General features: G+C 73.9%; 11 protein-coding genes and 1 pseudogene. 8 read left to right on the plus strand and 4 right to left on the minus strand.

Annotated features, from left to right (window positions below):
• Window positions 1-102: 102 nt before the first annotated feature.
• Entirely contained in the window at window positions 103-561 is a 459-nt protein-coding gene (locus tag AC07CM_RS19880; RefSeq protein ID WP_478877708.1) for a flavodoxin family protein, read from the minus strand.
• 86 nt (window positions 562-647) lie between these two features.
• Here AC07CM_RS19880 and AC07CM_RS19885 point away from each other — a divergent pair, with 86 nt between their 5' ends.
• The gene (locus AC07CM_RS19885) at window positions 648-1325 is read left to right on the plus strand and encodes a class I SAM-dependent methyltransferase (RefSeq protein ID WP_478877709.1); all 678 of its coding nucleotides are present in this window, start codon (window positions 648-650) and stop codon (window positions 1323-1325) included.
• An 85-nt stretch (window positions 1326-1410) separates the two neighbouring features.
• Complete coding sequence (locus AC07CM_RS19890; protein WP_478877710.1) at window positions 1411-2109, plus strand: lipoprotein; 699 nt, start codon at window positions 1411-1413, stop codon at window positions 2107-2109.
• Window positions 2110-2130: 21 nt separating this feature from the next.
• Here AC07CM_RS19890 and AC07CM_RS19895 read toward each other — a convergent pair whose 3' ends face one another.
• Both AC07CM_RS19895 and AC07CM_RS19900 read right to left on the minus strand, forming a co-directional pair.
• Window positions 2131-2763 carry a GNAT family N-acetyltransferase gene (locus tag AC07CM_RS19895; RefSeq protein WP_478877711.1) on the minus strand — a complete coding sequence of 211 codons (633 nt, stop codon included), beginning with the start codon at window positions 2761-2763 and terminating at the stop codon, window positions 2131-2133.
• 115 nt (window positions 2764-2878) lie between these two features.
• A complete protein-coding gene (locus tag AC07CM_RS19900; RefSeq protein WP_478877796.1) occupies window positions 2879-4870 on the minus strand; it encodes a DUF1996 domain-containing protein in 1992 nt (663 codons plus the stop codon).
• Between the two features lie 457 nt (window positions 4871-5327).
• On the opposite strand from AC07CM_RS19900, the gene AC07CM_RS19905 reads away from it, so the two are divergent.
• The 5 genes and pseudogenes from AC07CM_RS19905 to AC07CM_RS19925 all read left to right on the plus strand — a co-directional run bounded on the left by AC07CM_RS19905 (window position 5328) and on the right by AC07CM_RS19925 (window position 12024).
• Window positions 5328-7328 (plus strand): C40 family peptidase, encoded by a 2001-nt coding sequence (locus tag AC07CM_RS19905; RefSeq protein WP_478877712.1) that lies wholly within the window; start codon window positions 5328-5330, stop codon window positions 7326-7328.
• A 222-nt stretch (window positions 7329-7550) separates the two neighbouring features.
• Window positions 7551-8915, plus strand: coding sequence for an FAD-dependent oxidoreductase (locus AC07CM_RS19910; RefSeq protein WP_478877713.1), 1365 nt, complete (start codon window positions 7551-7553; stop codon window positions 8913-8915).
• 126 nt (window positions 8916-9041) lie between these two features.
• Window positions 9042-9950 (plus strand): annotated as a pseudogene (locus tag AC07CM_RS19915) (DUF1152 domain-containing protein); the annotation flags it as partial.
• Between the two features lie 500 nt (window positions 9951-10450).
• Window positions 10451-11632, plus strand: a complete 1182-nt coding sequence (locus AC07CM_RS19920) for a hypothetical protein (protein ID WP_478877714.1) — start codon at window positions 10451-10453, stop codon at window positions 11630-11632.
• A 104-nt stretch (window positions 11633-11736) separates the two neighbouring features.
• Entirely contained in the window at window positions 11737-12024 is a 288-nt protein-coding gene (locus tag AC07CM_RS19925; protein ID WP_478877715.1) for a DUF1232 domain-containing protein, read from the plus strand.
• Between the two features lie 95 nt (window positions 12025-12119).
• Here AC07CM_RS19925 and AC07CM_RS19930 read toward each other — a convergent pair whose 3' ends face one another.
• Window positions 12120-13220 carry a hypothetical protein gene (locus tag AC07CM_RS19930; protein ID WP_478877716.1) on the minus strand — a complete coding sequence of 367 codons (1101 nt, stop codon included), beginning with the start codon at window positions 13218-13220 and terminating at the stop codon, window positions 12120-12122.
• 244 nt (window positions 13221-13464) lie between these two features.
• Here AC07CM_RS19930 and AC07CM_RS19935 point away from each other — a divergent pair, with 244 nt between their 5' ends.
• Window positions 13465-15978 carry a SpoIIE family protein phosphatase gene (locus AC07CM_RS19935; protein WP_478877717.1) on the plus strand — a complete coding sequence of 838 codons (2514 nt, stop codon included), beginning with the start codon at window positions 13465-13467 and terminating at the stop codon, window positions 15976-15978.
• Window positions 15979-16017: the final 39 nt, after the last annotated feature.

Raw genomic sequence — 16017 nt, forward strand, 5'->3', positions numbered from 1 at the left:
CGGCGGGCGCGCCGTGACCGCCTCCGCCGCCGAACACCCGAACGGCCTACGGTCCCGCTCCCCGGCACCGTGCCCGCCGGTCTCCCCGGCGGGGCGGACCGTTCAGGCGTCGGCCATGAGCCCGGCCGCGACGGTTGCACCCAGCTCCCAGCACGCCTGCACATCGGCCTTGCCCGGCTCGCCGGTGACGGTCACCGCCTCGGTCGTACGGCGCCAGCCGAGGCCGGTGGTGACGGCCTCCACGGCACGGACGGCGCCGGTGACGTCGTTGCCGCCGTGGACGTAGTAGCCGAAGGGCCGGCCCCGTGTCTCGTCCAGGCAGGGGTAGTAGACCTGGTCGAAGAAGTGCTTGAGGGCGCCCGACATGTAGCCGAGGTTCGCCGGGGTGCCGAGGAGATAGCCGTCGGCCTCCAGGACGTCGGAGGCCGTGGCGGACAGGGCCGCCCGCCGCACGACGCGGACGCCCTCGATCTCCGGTGTGGTCGCGCCGGAGACGACGGCCTCGAACAGCGCCTGGCAGTTGGGCGAGGGGGTGTGATGCACGATCAGCAAGGTAGGCACAGCCCGCCACCCTGCCCTGCCGCTGCCACCGCCCGCAAACGCCGCCCGGCACGCGGCGTTGTGCGCCCCGGGCCGGGGGTGCGACGATGCCCGCCACCCGCAGGGGCACGGGAGGAGCCGTCTTGTCCGAGGACGATCGCCGGGCACCGGCCGCGGTGCTGTTCGACACGCTGGGCCTCGACTACGAGAAGGCGTTCGCCTCGTCCGAGGCGCACCGGGCCTCGCTGCGGTGGCTGCTGGACCGGCTGGAGCCGGGCAGCCGGGTGCTGGACGTGGGCAGCGGAACGGGACGGCCGACCGCGCAGACACTCGCGGAGGCGGGCCACCGTGTCATCGGCGTCGACGTCTCACCGGTCATGGTCGACCTCGCCGCCCGCCAGGTCCCCGACGCCGAGTTCCGCCTCGCCGACGTCCGCGAACTGCCGCTGTCCGACGGCGAGTTCGACGCGGTGTGCGTGTACTTCTCGCTGTTGCAGATGTCCCGTGCCGAGCAGTCGGCGGTCGTGGGCGGGCTGGCGCGCGCCCTGCGGCCCGGCGGGCTCGCGGTGCTGGCCACCGTCCCGCTCGACCTGGAGGCCGTCGACGGCGCCTTCATGGGGCAGCCGGTGCGGGTGACGAGCTTCACCGCCGAAGCGTTCACGGCGGTGGTGACCGCGGCGGGTCTGACGGTCCTGTCCGAGGAGCACGCCACGTTCACCCCGGCCCACCCCGACGCCGTACCCGAACCGCACCTGTTCCTGCACTGCCGGCGCGACCGGGGCTGAGCCCCCGGTCCGGGTCCCCTTTTGCGTACGGGGATGTCGGCACCCTCGGTTACAGTGGCCGCTCTGAACCGGAGGGGAGACAACAGTGCAGGTCAGGGTGGGGATCGTACGGGGGCGCGTGGTCCAGGCGGTGGTGCTGGCCGCCGTGCTGGGAGGTTGCGCCCAGTCGACGGACGGAGCGGCGAAGCCGTCGGGGAGCGCGTCGGCCACGGCCGGGGAGGCGGGGGCCAAGGGCACGGCGGCGGCGAGCGGTGGCACGGTCGGAGCCGCCGGTTCGGCCTGCGAGCTGCCCGTCACTTTCGACATCGCCAAGCACTGGAAGGCGAAGGGGATCGACGCCGAGAAGGAGCTGTCGAAGGCATCGGACGGGTCGGACGGCGACCTGTCGGGGGCGCTCGCCGACTCCTTCCTGCGCCAGGGTCCGGTCACCGCCGCCTGCGAGATCGACGCCAAGCCGGCCGGGCACATCGGCTTCCTGCGCGTGTGGACCGGCCGGACCGGGAACGCCGACGCGCGGTCGGTCCTGCGGCAGTTCGTCGCCTCCGAGGACAACGTCAGCAAGGAGCGGTACCGCTCCGTCAGGACGGGCGGCGGTGTCCAGGGCGTCGAGGTCGAGTACCTCTACACGAGCAAGCTCCTGGAGGAGACGAAGAAGGAGCGCGCCCTCGCGGTGGCCACGCCGCACGGCCCGGTCGTGCTGCACCTCGGCGGAATGGACACCGAGGAGCACGAGGCGATGCTGCCCGCGTACGAACTGGCCAGGCGGACCCTGCGGGTCGGCTGACCGGCACCGCCCCGGCGGTGCTCAGTACGGGGTCGTGGCCCGGCCCAGATAGGTGAGGGGGCCGGGGTCCGCGACCGGGATCTCGTGGAAGCCGAGCCGGTCGTAGAACGCGCGGGCAGCCGTGTTGACGGTGACCATGCCGAGATGGACGGCCGGAACGCGCTGTGCGTGCAGGGCGTCGAGCAGCGTGCGCATCAACTGGCGGCCGTGCCCGTGCCCTTGCCGGGGCGGCAGCAGGTCGATGTGCAAGTGGGCCGGATAGGCGATGAGTTCGGCCACGAGCATGCGTACCGGGTGGTGCAGGAGACCGATCATCTCCTCGGTGGGCGTGCGCGGCGGCGCGGTGGGTGCCGGGTACCGGTCGGCCAGTCGGGGGATCCACTTCCGCCTGAAGTCGTCGACGAACCGCTCGGTGTCCGCCGTGCCGACGACGTATCCCACCGCCCGGCCCGTTCCGTCGTCCAGGACGAACGCGAGGTCCGGGTCGAAGTGGCAGTACGGCTCGGCGAAGATCGACGGCATCAGGCGGGGGTCCGGGTAGCGGCCGCGTGAGTCGCCGCCGTTGTGCGCCGTGCGGACACAGACGTCGGCGACCGCGTCGCGGTCCGTCGGGCGGTACGGGCGGATGCTGGGGCGTGAGTCCTTGGGCGGCATGGAGCCATCCTCATACCCTTGGGAGCGCTCCCACAAGGGGCGGGCCGCTCCACGGGACGGACGGCGGCCCCACCGCTGGAGGGTGGGGCCGCCGTCCGGCTGCAACGGTGTGCGGTCAGTACCGCAGACGCCTGGCCCTGAGCAGCATCACGAGTCCGGACAGGGCGAGCAGCACGCCGATCGCCGCGGGCCACAGGTGTGCTCCGGTCTCGGCGAGTCCGCCCTGGACCGCCTGGGGTTCGGTCTGCGCTGCCGGCGGCTGGGCCTGGCCGCCGGCCGGGGTCTGGGTGGCGCGGCCGATCTCGCCGGCCCCCGCCCCCGACTTGGACGGTGCGGCCGAAGTCGCCTTGTCGGCCTTGTCGGCCTTGGCGGGCTCGGTCTGCTTGCCGTGCTCGCTCCGGTGGGTGGGCCTGTCGTGCTTGGTGGTGTTCGCGGGCGACGTCGTCGCGTACGTCCTCGGCTCCTCGGCCGGGCCGGAGGAAGCCGGAGCGGACGGCGCGTCGGGCGCGCTCGTGCCCGGGTCCTCCGTGGCACCGGTGCCCGGGTCCTCCGTGGCGCCCGTGCCCGGGTCGGCCGTCGCACCGGTGCCCGGGTCCTCCGTCGCGCCGGCGTCCTGGCTGGGGCTCGGGTCCGCCGTGCCACCGGAGCCGTCATCGCCTCGGGCCCCGCAGGTCCGGCCGGAGTTGATGCAGTCGACCATCTCGCGCATCAGGTCCTCGTCGAAGACGTTGATGAAGTCGCCGTGGTCGGTGACCGGCTTGTGCAGCTGCTCCGGGAAGGAGTCCACCGCGAAGAGCGGGACCGTGCGCCCGCCGTCGTTCAGGCTCGGCGCCGCGACGTCGTAGACGATGCGCTGCACCAGCTGCGGTATCGCCTGGAAGCCCTCGGGACAGGAGCCGTCCGGGCCGGCGAAAGCCACATGGGTGCGGTGGTTGGCGCTGTCGATGTTGCGGCCGTCCCAGCAGCTCTGGAAGTGGAAGGTGCGCACCACGTCGCTGCCGGACGGGCACAGCGGGTACTTGTCCTTGAGCTGCCGGTCCTCGAAACCGGTGCAGCTCCACGAGGCGTTGGCGTTGGCGGGGCCGTTGACGAAGGCCTTGGCGTCGCCGGTGATGATGCGCAGCAGGCGCGGCATCTCGGTGACCTTGCCCCGCGGGCTGCCGACGAAGGTCAGCGTGACCTGCTTGGGCGTGACGATCTGGCCCGCGTTGCCCTCGGTGCCGCCGCCCGGGGCGCCGGCGTCCCGTTCCTGCTTGCCGTTCTGCAGACGCAGGACCGGCCAGTAGTACGTGGACTTGTCGCCCTGGTCCGCGCAGCTGGTGTCGGCCTTGGCCAGGTCCTCGTCACTGGCGAAGGCGTTGTTGGACTGGTTGCCCACGTAGTCGTGGAAGTGGTGGGCGCCGTTGGAGACGCCGGGGGCGACGATCACGTTGTCGGAGTTGAACAGGCCGTTGGCGTTGACACCGCACTCCGAGGTGAAGGTGCCGCGCGAGGCGTCGTCCTGCTGGGGCGGGCTGGGCACGTTGGGCTGGACGGAGGTGATGTCCGCGTAGTCGGAGGCGACGGGTCCGTTGCCGCCCTGGCCGGCGCCGTTCTGCCCGCCGCCGTTCTGGCCCTGTCCGCCGCCCTGTTGTGATCCGTCACCCGGGTCGGCGGTGCTCTGGCCGGCGCTGCCCGTGTCGCCGCCCGTGCCGTCCTGACCGGGCCGCAGAGTACAGGCGGCCAGCGATTCCAGACCCTCCGGCCGGTCCCCCACCCGGTCGATGGCGACGCCGATGCGCTCGATGGTCGCCGCCCGCTTCTCCTTCAACGGGTTCATGATGGTGTCGTCGGCGGCGCCCGGATCCTGGCGGACGGCCTCCGCCGACCCCTGGAGTTGCCGGTAGGCGGCCGCCGTCTGCTGGTCCAGCTCGGCGAGTTCACGGTCGACGTCCGCGCGGGCCCCGTCCGGCACGTCCGTCAGCCGGCTGCCGACGTCCGGGCAGTCGATCGTGGCCATGCCCGCGGACTTGACCTGTCCGGTCGCGCCGGCGTCCTGCCCGCCCCAGGCGTCCTCGGTGGCGGAGGCGTAGACGTTGACGGCGACGAGTCCGCCCCCGCCCAGCATCAGGGCGACCGCTGCGAAGGTCGCGCGTCGTGCGCCGGTCGGGCGTCTGCGCCTGTTGCGTACCAAGGTCGTCCCCTTGTGTGAAGCGGTCGGTCGGGCATGGAGTTCCCCCGCCCCATACGGATGGCGGCGCCCGGGTGTTCAACCGGATCGGAAATTAACAGGGACCCCACAGAAAAGCGCAATCACAGCGCCCTCGGCCAGGTACGGCGACTCGACGGCGGAGCCGGTGCGGCCGGAAAGGTGATCAGCTTTCCCACTCGAACGGCACGGCGAACATCACAAATACGTATCGGACATTCCGCCCTTCAACCTTCACACCAGGGACACAAGTTGGCTAGGTTGACGCCAGGCCGCCCGGCTGCCCCGCGAATCCGCCGTGGCGCCGGGGCCGGGGTTCGACCGATCCCGGGACCGGCCCAACTGCCCCGTGGGGCAAGGAAGGAGTACGTCTTCCATGGCACCGGAGAGTCGCGATGAGGTGCGGCAGCGGATCGACTCCCTCTACGAGCGGGCCGAGAACGCGACCGGGAACTACAACGCGACCCGGGCGATGTCAGCGGCGACGCGTTCGAGAGGCGTCCCGTTGGCCAAGCGTTCCGGACGGCGCCCGGATCCCGAACTCGACGCGGTGGCCCGGCAGTGGTTCGACGCGGCCCGCGCCAAGCTGGGCCCGACGGTCCCCGCCGCACTCCCCGCCGACCGGCAGCCCGCCCGCCCGGCGGCCCCGGCGCGCTCCCGGGACCTGACGGACACGGGTGCGCGGGAGGCCCTGGCCGCCGGTCTCGGGCTGCCCGAACTGGCCTCGGGTTCGTCCGGGGCCGCCGGCCGCGCGATGCCCGAGCTGACGGCCGGGTCCTCGGCGAACCCCGGCGGCCGCCCGCGGGCGGCCCTGGAGAGCGGAATCCCGGCACTCCCGAGCGGCCGGCCCGCCGAACTTCCCGGCGGCGCTCTGGAGTTGCCCGGCCCGGCCGGGTGGAACACGGCGGGGACACCCGACCCCGGCGGGCCGGAAGCAACCGGCCGGGCGACGGCCGCCCGACTCGCCGCAGGCCTGCCCCGACAGGCCGGCCCCGGCGTGGCGGCGCCCGGCGGACTCGGCATGCCGGAGGGCTCCACCGGCCCGAGCGTCGGTGGCACGGTCCAACCGGCCGAGCCCGGATCCATCGGCTTCCTCGGGTTGCCGGGGCCGAGCGGCGGCGGTCCGGCGGAGACGGCCGTCCTACCCGCCGCACAAGGCACCTGGGCGAGGGAACCGAGAGAGCTGCCGGCCTCCGCGGCCGCGCCCCGGCGCCCCTCCCCCGCGAACTTCAAGGCGGACAACCGGCGCAAGCTCGCCTCGGCCCGGGAGTTGCTGTCCCGCTACGTCGCCCGGCCCGGCACGCCTCCCGCGGCCGTACCCGCCGGGCAGGGCACCTGGAACGCCGGAACGCCACAGGCACCGCAGCCGGGCCTCGAACAGACGGGTCAGTGGGGCCTCGAACGGACGGGGCAGTGGGGCCTGGAGGGGACGGGTCAGTGGGGCCTCGAACAGACGGGGCAGTGGGGCCTGGAGGGGACGGGTCAGGCGGGCACCGGCCAGTGGCAGCAGCCGCAGTGGACGGCGTCCCCCATGGCCCCGGCCCCGAACACGCCCGCTTCCCCTCCCGCCGCGACCGGCATGGGTTCCATCCCACCGCTGACCGCCAGCCTGGTGACCGACACCGGATCATTCGCACCGCTCACCACCGGGACGCTGACCGACACCGGCTCCTTCGCGCCGCTCACCGCCGGCCCGCTCACCGACACCGGCTCCTTCGCACAGCCGAGCAGCACCCCGCTCACGAACACGGGCTCCTTCGCACAGCCCACCGCCAGCCCCCTCCTCGACACCAGCTCATTCGCACAGCCGAGCAGCACCCCGCTCACGAACACGGGCTCCTTCGCACAGCCCACCGCCAACCCGCTCGCCAACACAGGCTCCTTCGCACAGCCCGCCCCCAGCCCCCTCCTCAACACCGGCTCCTTCGCGCCCCTCATCCCCGGTGCGGGCACCGACAGCGGCACTCTCGCGCAGCCCACCGCCCCCGCACCCGGGAGTGCGCCCCGGTCCACCCACGCCGTGGGTGCCGCCAAGGCGATCGCGTTCGCCCGGGCGCAGCTCGGGAAGCCGTGCGTGTGGGGAGCCACGGGGCCGGACTCGTACGACTGCTCCAGCCTCACGCAGGCCGCGTGGCGGGCGGCCGGGGTCACGCTGCCGCGTGCCGCGCACCAGCAGGCGCTGGCCGGCACCCCGGTCACGCTCGCCGCTCTCGAACCGGGTGACCTCGTCCTCTTCTTCGACGACGACCGGCACGTGGGCCTGCACATCGGCAACGGCATGATGGTCCATGCGCCGGGCCCGGGCTCGTCCATCAGCGAGGAGTCGATCTACGGCGCCGGGGAGTCGGCGATCCACCGGGTGATCCGGCCGGCCTGACGCCGCCGGGGTGACCGAAGCCGGGGGCGTCACAGCAGAAGCAGCCCGCGTCCGCCCGCGCGCCCCCAGCCCTCGCTTCCGGTCACCACGTCCATAAGGGACCCCTGGGTAAGTCATAAGATCGCCTTATGAGGTCATAGGCCCGACCCGCGTACTAACTTAGGTCTGCCTTAGTCTAGGCTTCCCGTCGAGTCGCCTGTTCACGCTCGAAGGGAACTGATCATGCCGCGCCCCCTGCGGGTAGCCATCGTCGGAGCCGGTCCCGCCGGGATCTACGCCGCCGACGCCCTGCTGAAGTCCGAGGTGGCCGCCGAGCCTGGCGTGTCCATCGACCTCTTCGAGCGGATGCCCGCCCCGTTCGGCCTGATCCGGTACGGCGTGGCGCCCGACCACCCGCGCATCAAGGGCATCATCACCGCCCTGCACCAGGTGCTCGACAAGCCCCAGATCCGCCTGTTCGGCAACGTCGACTACCCGACCGACATCAACCTGGACGACCTGCGCGCCTTCTACGACGCGGTGGTCTTCTCCACGGGCGCGACGGCCGACCGGGAGCTGCCCGTTCCCGGCATCGACCTGGAGGGCTCCTACGGGGCCGCCGACTTCGTCTCCTGGTACGACGGCCACCCGGACGTGCCGCGCACCTGGCCGCTGGAGGCCGAGAAGGTCGCCGTGCTCGGCGTCGGCAACGTGGCGCTCGACGTGGCCCGGATCCTCGCCAAGACGGCGGACGAGCTGCTGCCGACGGAGATACCCCCGAACGTCTACGACGGCCTGAAGGCGAACAAAACCGTGGAGATCCACGTCTTCGGCCGCCGCGGCCCCGCGCAGGCCAAGTTCAGCCCGATGGAGCTGCGCGAGCTGGACCACTCGCCGAACATCGAGGTCGTCGTCGACCCCGAGGACATCGACTACGACGCGGGCTCGATCGAGACCCGTCGCGGCAACAAGCAGGCCGACATGGTCGCCAAGACCCTGGAGAACTGGGCGATCCGGGACGTCGGCAACCGGCCGCACAAGCTGTTCCTGCACTTCTTCGAGTCGCCCTCGGAGGTCCTCGGCGAGGACGGCAGGGTCGTCGGCCTGCGCACCGAGCGCACCGCCCTCGACGGCACCGGCAACGTCAAGGGCACCGGCGAGTTCAAGGACTGGGACGTGACCGCCGTGTACCGCGCGGTCGGCTACCTCTCCGACAAGCTGCCCAAGCTGCCCTGGGACATCGAGTCCGGCACGGTCCCGGACCAGGGCGGCCGGGTCGTCGAGGAGGGCGGCGACCACCTGCAGTCGACGTACGTCACCGGCTGGATCCGGCGCGGCCCGGTCGGTCTGATCGGCCACACCAAGGGCGACGCCAACGAGACGGTGGCGAACCTCCTGGACGACCACGCCAACGGCCGCCTGCACACGCCCGTTTCGCCCGACCCCGAGGCCGTGGACGCCTTCCTCGCCGAGCGCGACATCCGCTTCACCACCTGGGACGGCTGGTACAAGCTGGACGCCGCCGAGCGCGCGCTGGGCGAGCCCCAGGGCCGTGAGCGCGTGAAGATCGTAGAGCGCGAGGACATGCTGCGGGAGAGCGGGGCGTAGGTCTGCGGAGCGTCCCCGAGGCTTCGGGGAGGAGTCCAACGGAGCCTCTGGGGACGCCTGTTGGGGTCCTGCGGTGATCTCGCTCCGCAACCCGCCTTCTTCACCCGTCTGCGCGGAGCCCGCCGGGTGCTCGTCGCCGGTGCCGGCGGCTGCTTCGACGTCTACGCCGGGCTGCCACTGGCGTTCGCGCTCCGCGCGGCCGGCACGGAGGCCCATCTGGCCAACCTGTCCTTCGCCGACCTGTACGGGCTGGGCCCGGACTCCTGGGTGGCGGAGGACGTGGCCGCCGTCCGGCCGGACACCCCGCTGCGCGGCGACTACTTCCCCGAGCGCTCGCTCGCCCGGTGGCTCGCGGACCGGAAGGCGCACGACACGGTGTACGCCTTTCCGCGCACGGGTGTCGAGGCGCTGCGCGCCGCCTACCGCGCGCTCCTCGGGCATCTGGGCGGTGTGGACGCCGTCGTGCTGGTGGACGGCGGGACGGACATCCTGATGCGCGGGGACGAGCACGGGCTCGGCACTCCCGAGGAGGACATGGCGAGCCTCGCCGCCGTCGCCGGACTGGACGAGGTCCCGCACCGCCTCGTGGCCTGCCTGGGCTTCGGGGTGGACGCCTACCACGGCGTGAACCACTCCCTGTTCCTGGAGAACCTGGCCGCCCTGGACCGCGAGGGCGGCTACCTCGGCGCCTTCTCGCTCCCCCGGGACAGCCACGAGGGCGCCCTCTACCTCGACTCCGTGGCCCACGTCCAGCGGTGCCACGAGAGTCATCCGAGCATCGTCCACGGGTCCGTCGCGGCGGCCGTGCGCGGGGACTTCGGCGACGTCCGGTTCACCGAACGCACCCGGGACAGCCGGCTGTTCGCCAACCCGCTGATGAGCCTCTGCTTCTGTGTGTACCTGCCCGCGCCGGCCCGGGCCAACCTCTACCTGGACCGGCTGGAGGGGACGACGCTGATGCGGCAGATCAGCTCGGCGATCAACGGGTTCCGTGACGAACTGCCGCGGCAACGGCCGCCCCGGGCGTTCCCGCACCGAGCCGGGGCGGACCGCTCACGACAGGCCCGGCTCGGCCGCCGTGAGGTCCCGGCGGCCGACCACCACCGTCAGCAGCGCGAGCGCGGCCGTCTGCACGAGTCCGCCGCCGAGGTACACAGCGGGAAGGGGCAGCCGCGGCCAGGGGTGGAGGGCCGCGATCCACGAGCGCGGCCGCGGACGGCGAACGGGGTCCACCCCTATGCGGATGGGTGGGCGGACCCCGTTCGACGGACCATTCTGGGCACCGGGCGACGCCCCGGGGACGTGTGAACAACGGTCGCCCGAGGCGTGCGGCGCACACCCCGGGTGCACGGCACGCATCCCGTGCGCGGGGCGCGCCGATCCCTCCTTCCGCACGGGCCGGAGCCCCCTGATCGCCGTACGGCGGGCGCGGGCCCCGCCGCCGCCAAGGGACACGCCGGGCCCCCCGCTCGGCGTGTCCCGTCGCCGGACGGTGATACTGGGAGGCGCACCCGCCCCCATCAGCAGATTGGCTCATGTCGAACTCCGCCACCGACCACGCCACCACCCCGCAGACCCTCTGGGCGGCCCGAGGCCGCCACACCGGTCCCGAAGCCGAGGAGGCCGTCCGCCGCACTCTGAGCCGGCACAAGGAGAGCGGGGACGTCGACGACTTCGCCGAGCCGCCCCTGCCCGACGACTCACTCGAACGGATCTTCGAGGCGCGATGGCGGGCCGACGGCACGGTGACCGTGCGGGCCCGGCTCACCCTCGTACCGCGGCCGGACCGGCCCGAGGTGCAGGAGTGGACGCTGGTCGCCGAGGCGGAGCGGCCGTGGGACGACGCGTGGCCCTCCCCGGCGACGCTGTTCTGGCCCGAGGCCACGGCAGCCGATGCCGCGGGCGACGCCTGGGACCATCACCCCACCGTCGCGGGCCTGCGCCTGCGGCAGGTGAACGCGCTCCCCGAGGACGACAAGGAGATGCGGCGCCGACTGCGGGACGCGGCCCGCGACGGCTGGTACGTCGACCTCGTCGTGCACGAGGCGATGACCCCCGACGAGCGCGGCCGGCTGCCGCTGACCCGGCTGCTGCCGCCGGGGCTGCGGCACCGCGTGGTGGAGCACCGGGCCGCACCGCAGCAGCTGCGCGCCGTCAACTGGGCGCTGAAGGACCTCGGCGTCGAGGTGCCGCGCGGTGGCGCCGTGCTGCTGCCGCCCGACCCGGCTCCGGACGGCTACGACGGCCGGGAGCACGGCGTGCGGAACGTCTTCCTCGACGGCTCCGAGCCGACCGAACTCCTCACCCTGCTGAGCAACTTCGCCGCCCTGCCGCGGCCGTTCCCGCGGGGGGCCGAGGAGGCGCTGACCGACCTGCGCGAGAACTGGACCCTGCTGACCCTCCAGGAGGAGCTGGAGCGCGAACGGGGGCTGGTCGCCATGTACGCCGAGGCCCTGGAGGCCATGACGAAGTCCCGGGACCTGTACCGGGAGGCCGCCGAGCAGGCCCACCGGGCCCTGGCCGCCTACCGCGACGCGCCCGTCCCTCCCGCCCTGCCGCACCAGCAGCAGCGGCCCGGCGGCCGGACGCCCTCCCCGCTGCAGCAGCTGACGCGGACGTTCGAGCGGCTGAGGTTCAGCGCCAAGGGAGCGCGCCCCGTACCGGCCCCGGGCGGCGAGCCCTCGGACACCGCCGATCCGGCGGACGGGACGCCGTAGAACGTTCGCCGGGGCGGTACGGCGGCCGGAAGAGGGAAGAGGAAAGGGAAGCGAGGGCGGTCACCCCGGCCCGCACCCGTGAGCCACGAGCGACAGGAGGCCGCATGGATTCCACCAGGACCCTGCTGGTGATCGCCGCCGTCGTCGCGGCGGTGCTGCTCGCCGTCGCCGTCGCCCTGCTGGTGCGGCTGGTGCGCGCCCGGCGGACCCTGCAACGGGCCGGACTGCCCACGGGGCCGCGCTGGGTGTTCTGGGGCGCGGTCCTGTATCTGGTGCTGCCCACCGATCTGCTGCCCGACCCGGTCTACCTGGACGACATCGCCGTCCTGCTCCTCGCGCTGCGCAGCCTGCGCGCCGGCCGGGCCCTGCCGTCCGACCCCACCGAACTCTGAACCGGCCTCGCCCGGGTCATCTTCCCGTTCGGCCTGGCGGCCGCCCGAGGCTCGGCCGGCGCCGCGCGCGGTGGGCATGACCGCCGAGGTATGACTCAACCCTTGTGGTCGCGGCGGGTGTTCACCGCCCAGAGGGTGGCGAGCAGCAGTGCCAGGGCCGCGAGCGCGGCCGCCGCCGCGGCCGTACCGGCGATCCAGGGCGGGGCCACCATGGCGGCCTGGATCGGGGTCGGGTCCGGCAGGCCGAACGTGCGGCCGAGCAGCGGCCCGGCGGCGAACGCCGCGGTGACCACGAGCGTGGCGGTGGCCGCCACCAGCCGGGCCGGAGCGGTCCGCGCCGGCAGGGCGACGGCCAGCAGGACGCAGAGCCCGGAGACCAGCAGGGTGGCCTGCAGGACGTCGTGGGAGAGGCCTGTCCAGTAGCGCGGGGCGTGGGCCACACCGCAGAGGAACGCCAGCAGGCCGGCGGCGCGGGCGAGCCGCAGGGGAGACGTGGCGGACCGGCCCTCGGGGGCAGGGTCGCCGCTCAGCGCGGGCTCGGGGCGGGGCTCCTCCGCCTGCGGCACGGCGGGCGCGGGGGCGGGCGGCGGCTGGACGGGTTCCGGTACGGCCGGTTCGGGCTGCGGCGGCCGCTCCCGCGCCGTTCGTTCGGCGGTCAGGCGGGCGATCAGCTCGGCCACTTCCTCGACCGGCCTGCTGACGGCCACCGCCTCGACCGCCGCGCGCACACAGTGGGGCTCCACCTGAGTGCGGTGCAGCAGTTCCATCAGCCGGCTGACCTCCTCCAGAGGGCGGGACTCGACGGCGGCGCGCAGCACCAGGTCGGCGCTTCGGACGTCCCCGGGCGACCGGGTCAGGAGGGCGACCAGGCGCGAGACGTCCTCGACGGACCGGTCGACACCCGCCGCGCGCAGGGCGTCGGCAGTGGTGCGGGCGTCTCCGGACGCGCTTTCCAGCAGGGTGATGAGCCGGGCGACTTCCTCCAGCGGGCGGTCGGCCACCGCCGTGCGGAGCAGGCCGTGCAGCGGGTCGCCGTAGCGCTCGTCCTCGTGCGGGACCTCGGGGCTCGGTCGCGGGGGTGGCTCGGGCCGGGTGCCGGGGTCGGGTGACGGTGCGAAGACCTCGGCGGCGCCCGGTACGAGCGGCGGTATGACGGAGTGGTCGTCGGGCCGGGGGGACGAAGAGAGCGTGGTCATCTCGGCTCCAGGAGTAGGGTGCGGCCGCACCAGCGCCCCCAGGTGCGGCGCGCGGCCTACGCAGTTCATTACTAGGAGCGCGCGAAGGGTCCCGCCACCCGGCTGCGGCGAAGGTGTGAGACGCCCGCTCGCCGTGGCCGCGGCCGGTGTGCCGCGGTCTTCGTCCGCCCAGGTGCATTACGCCGCCGAGATGGCGCATTCTTGCTGTGTCATCCACCCGGCGGCACGGGACGAGGTAGGGCCCATGGCTGGGAGCGGAGAGCAAGGGGTCCGGACGCGGGCCCGGCTGGCCGCACTGCTGGTCGACGCCTCGACCGGCGCGCTCGGCGCGGCCGGGGGGCACGTCTCGGGTGTGTACCTGCGCTCCAGCACCCCGGGGCTGCTGCGCCTCGCGGTGCTCGTCGGGCTGCCCGGCCCCCTGTTCCGGCCCTGGTGGCGACTGCACGTGGGCAGGCCCTTCCCGGTGGCGGACGCCTACCGGCTCGGCGTCCAGGTGATGCTGCCGAACGCCACGGAGACGATGCGCCGGTACCCCCAGTTCGCGGCGGGTCTGCCCTTCCCGTTCGGGTCGGTGCACGTGCCGGTGCCGGGCGAGTCCGAGCCCCTGGGAGTGCTGACGGTGCTGCGTCCGGCGACCTCGGACTCCGTGGACGAGCTGCTCGACCGGGAGCTGCTCGCGCGGCTCGCCGAGGGGCTGGGTACCGAGCTGCTCGCTCTCGCCGACGGGCACGAGGCGGCGGTCGCCTGGGACGGCGAACCGCTGTGCGTACGGCCGCCCGTGATCCGGCCCGCCCAGACCCGCGTGGGACGGTTCACCTGGGATCCGGTGACCTCGGCGGTGCGGGCGGACGACCGGCTGCACGCGCTGCTCGGCCTGGGTCCGGGCGAGTTCTCGGGCACCGGACCGGCTCTCGCGGACGCCGTGTCACCGGCCGACGCCCACCGGATTCTAGCCGCGCTGCGCGAGACCGCGGCCGGGAAACCGCCGGCCGGACCCCTGAACCTGCGCTCCGGAAAGGGCTTCCCACGGCTGCTGGACGTGTGCCCGGGTGCGGCCGGCGAGGCGTCCCTGATCTCCGGCATCGTCTTCGACCCCGGTCCGGCGGCCGCCGCGGACGGCGCGGCCGACCTGCTGCCGCAGGGGGTGTTCTGCCTGGACCGGCTCGGTCTGATCGTGTACGTCAACGAGGCCGCGGCGCGGATGGCGGGCCGGGACCGGAGGTGGCTGCTGGGCCGCCCGCTGTGGGAGGCCATGCCGTGGCTGACCGGTCCCCCGTACGACGACCATCTGCGCAGCGTGCTGCTGTCCCAGGAGCCGGTGCACGTCCATGTGCGGCGGCCGGACGTGGACGGCGCGGGGCCCGGTGAGGGCGCCTGGCTCGCGCTGTCGGTCCACCCCGGCCCGGACATCCTCACCTGCACGCTCCTCCCGGCCAGTCGCATGGACGCACCCGTGGATCCGGCCCCCGGCGGTCACGCGGGGGCCGATCCGCACACCCCGGAGGACACGGTGGCCGGCGACCACTCGCTGACGCCGCTGTACCGGCCGATCGCGCTCGCCATCGCACTGACCGACGCGGTGACCGCCCGTCAGGTGTCGGCGGTGGTCATGCAGGAGCTGTTGCCCGCGTTCGGCGGCCGCCGCCTGGCCATCTACCTGCTCCAGGAGCGGCATCTGTACCTGGCCTGGGAGACCGGCTTCCCGCAGGGCTTCCTCGCCCCCTTCGACGGCGTCGGACTCGACGCCCACCTGCCCGGCGTGGAGACGCTCACCACCGGCCGTCCGCTGTTCTTCGAGTCGATGCAGCAACTGGACGCCACCTACCCGGGCATTCCCCTGGACGCCGAGGAGGGCGCGCGTGCCTTCCTGCCGCTGATCGCCTCCGGTCGGCCGGTCGGCTCCTGCATCCTCGGCTTCGACCGCTCGCGCGGCTTCAGCACGGAGGAGCGCACGGTCCTCACCGCTCTCGCCGGGCTGATCGCGCACGCGATGGAGCGGGCCCAGCGCTACGACAGCGAGGCCGCGCTCGCCCGCGGTCTGCAGCAGGCCCTGCTGCCCCGGCGGCTGTCGGCACACCCTCGGGTGGAGACGGCGGGCCGCTATCTGCCCGGTACCCAGGGCCTGGACGTGGGCGGGGACTGGTACGACGTCGTCGAGGCGGGCAACGGGCTGGCGCTGGTCATCGGCGACGTGCAGGGGCACGGGGTGCAAGCGGCTGCAACCATGGGCCAGTTGCGCAGCGCCGTGCGCGCCTTCGCGCTCGGCGACCGGCCGCCCGACGAGGTGCTCAGCGGCACGAACCACCTGCTCATCGATCTCGATCCGGGCCAGTTCGCCAGCTGCTGCTATCTGCGCCTCGACCCGGCCACCGGGCAGGCCCGGGTCGCCCGGGCAGGGCATCCGCCACCCCTGCTGCGCTGCCCCGACGGGCACACCCGGGTGCTGGACATCCCGGGAGGTGTCGTCCTCGGGGTGGATGCGCAGGCCCAGTACCCGGTGACCGAGCTGTCCCTGGAGCCCGATGCGATCCTCGCTCTCTACACCGACGGCCTGGTGGAGCGGCCCGGCACCGACATCGACGAGGGCATCGCCGCGCTGGGACGCGCGCTGGCGAAGGCCGGCGCGGCCGCCGGACGACGCGGCGGGCGGTCCCTCGCCGGGGTCGCGGACCGGCTCACCGCCACCGCCCGGGACGCCACCGACCGCCCCGACGACGTGGCCCTGCTGCTCGCCACCCGCCGCGCGCACCACCCATGAGCGAAGCACGCCGCCGGAGCCTGCGGCCGTCACCTCGGT

It is taken from the genome of Streptomyces sp. NPDC044061 (assembly GCF_056434305.1).

Coding starts and splice junctions, on each gene's coding strand:
- AC07CM_RS19935 (WP_478877717.1), top strand. CDS start 13,465: ATGGCTGGGAGCGGAGAGCAAGGGGTCCGGACGCGGGCCCGGCTGGCC.
- AC07CM_RS19925 (WP_478877715.1), top strand. CDS start 11,737: ATGGATTCCACCAGGACCCTGCTGGTGATCGCCGCCGTCGTCGCGGCG.
- AC07CM_RS19885 (WP_478877709.1), top strand. CDS start 648: ATGCCCGCCACCCGCAGGGGCACGGGAGGAGCCGTCTTGTCCGAGGAC.
- AC07CM_RS19930 (WP_478877716.1), bottom strand. CDS start 13,220: ATGACCACGCTCTCTTCGTCCCCCCGGCCCGACGACCACTCCGTCATA.
- AC07CM_RS19900 (WP_478877796.1), bottom strand. CDS start 4,870: ATGCTGGGCGGGGGCGGACTCGTCGCCGTCAACGTCTACGCCTCCGCC.
- AC07CM_RS19905 (WP_478877712.1), top strand. CDS start 5,328: ATGGCACCGGAGAGTCGCGATGAGGTGCGGCAGCGGATCGACTCCCTC.
- AC07CM_RS19920 (WP_478877714.1), top strand. CDS start 10,451: ATGTCGAACTCCGCCACCGACCACGCCACCACCCCGCAGACCCTCTGG.
- AC07CM_RS19895 (WP_478877711.1), bottom strand. CDS start 2,763: ATGCCGCCCAAGGACTCACGCCCCAGCATCCGCCCGTACCGCCCGACG.
- AC07CM_RS19910 (WP_478877713.1), top strand. CDS start 7,551: ATGCCGCGCCCCCTGCGGGTAGCCATCGTCGGAGCCGGTCCCGCCGGG.